A 1683-nucleotide genomic window follows, 5' to 3' on the forward strand; every position below is an offset into this window, starting at 1 on the left:
TTATATTGGAGTTCACTGTTAATCTATACTTCCTATTGGATAGTCGGCTTCATGGGCAGAGGGATAAGGTTCTATGTTCTCCTGGGTGGAATTGTCCTGCACACCGCATCTATTACTTTCAGGGGTATTGCTATAGAATACTTCCCGCTGACTAACAAATTTGAATCATTTACAGGGTTTGCTCTTGCATGCTTCAGTGTTCTTCTTTTTTATTCCAGGATAGAGAGTTACGTCTACAGGATTGCAACGTTTAGTGTAGGATATATTTTCTTTGTTGTTGCTTCCGTTTGCTTCTCCTCTTATTTAATGAAGGTGTCATACGCACCGCCGCTTATGTTGACGATATGGTATGTCCTTCACGTTCCTATATCTTTCTATTGCTATGCATTATGGACAAGTGCTTTTGCTGCAGCAATGGCAAGATATTTCTCCGGAGGTGAAGATAAGAGACGGTTTGAGTACATAATAGATGCTGGCTTCCAATACGGATTTATAGCCTTCTCGATATCTATGATATTCGGCGGACTATGGGGCTATGTAGCCTGGGGGTCCTATTTTCTGTGGGACGCAAAGCTGCTCTGGTCTGTGATTATCTGGTTCTTTTATGCGACATGCATTCATCTGGATTATTGGCCCGCATCCAGAAAGTACAAAACGCCACTGGCAATAGTTGGATTTGTTATACTTCTGACAACGTATGTCGGTACAAGTTTTCTTATTAAAAGTTCACACAGTTTTTAATATAAAATGAAAAAAGTATATGATTTTTTAAGGTCCCAGAAGACGGGAATAATAGTAGGATTTGCGGTTACGGGACTCCTTATAATAGGTAGTCTTATCATGAATTACTGCCCGGAATCCTACGAGGGACTTTCGGGTGAAGATATCACCTTCTTCTTTAATGAACCTAAACTGATACACATCTGGTTTTACCTGATGTTTGTTGCCTTTGCCATGTATGGGATATGTATTTTCATCTGTACATTGGACTCTATCCTTAGAAAGGTAAAGGCACGTTCCAAAAAAGTTGCTTTGTATGGTGCCTCAATTGTGCATATCGGTTTCCTGGTCACGCTTGTGGCGCATCTTGTTGGCGGCATATGGTCGGAGTCCGGCAGACCAATCACGGTTTCCAATACATGGGTTCAGGCCGGTGAATATGAGTTAAAGGTGACAGGGCTTGACTCAACTACTTACCCAAACGGCATGCCCAGGAAGATAACCGCACAGATGAAGATAAGGAAAGACGGGGAGGAGTATGATGACACGCTCGGCTACAACAACCCTGTGCTTTTGGACAGCGGGACTAAACAGTTTCTTTTACGAAATTATGGGAACATGCCAAATGCCGTAGTAATGAATATTGACGGACAAACAGTGACTTTAAATGTGAAGGACGTTATAGAGATAAACGGAACAGATGTACTCATCGCAAATCTTTACATGCCACCTCAGTTCCCACTCCCTGTTCTGCAGTTAGTCTCAAAAGGTAATAATGATAAATACGATCAAACCTATGTCCGCATTGGCAGGCAAAATGTTCAGAATGTTAAGGGGGTAGACGTAATATTTCAAGACATAAAATCTACACCTGCTGTAGTTGTTACAACGAAGAAAAACCCGAGTATACCGCTTACACTGATTGCAATCGGCTGTTTTGGGTCAGGTATGCTATTGGTGATA

At 41.7% G+C, this 1683-nt stretch carries 2 protein-coding genes; both read left to right on the plus strand.

Annotation, left to right across the window (positions count from 1 at the left end; all coding sequences use genetic code 11):
* Window positions 1-741, plus strand: a 741-nt coding sequence (ccsA, locus tag SCALIN_RS19620; RefSeq protein WP_203415584.1) for a cytochrome c biogenesis protein CcsA, incomplete at its 5' end; no start/stop codon positions are given.
* A gap of 6 nt (window positions 742-747) precedes the next feature.
* A partial coding sequence (locus SCALIN_RS19625) for a cytochrome c biogenesis protein ResB (protein ID WP_133112080.1) occupies window positions 748-1683 on the plus strand: 936 nt, incomplete at its 3' end.

The organism is Candidatus Scalindua japonica (genome assembly GCF_002443295.1).
Taxonomy (GTDB): domain Bacteria; phylum Planctomycetota; class Brocadiia; order Brocadiales; family Scalinduaceae; genus Scalindua; species Scalindua japonica.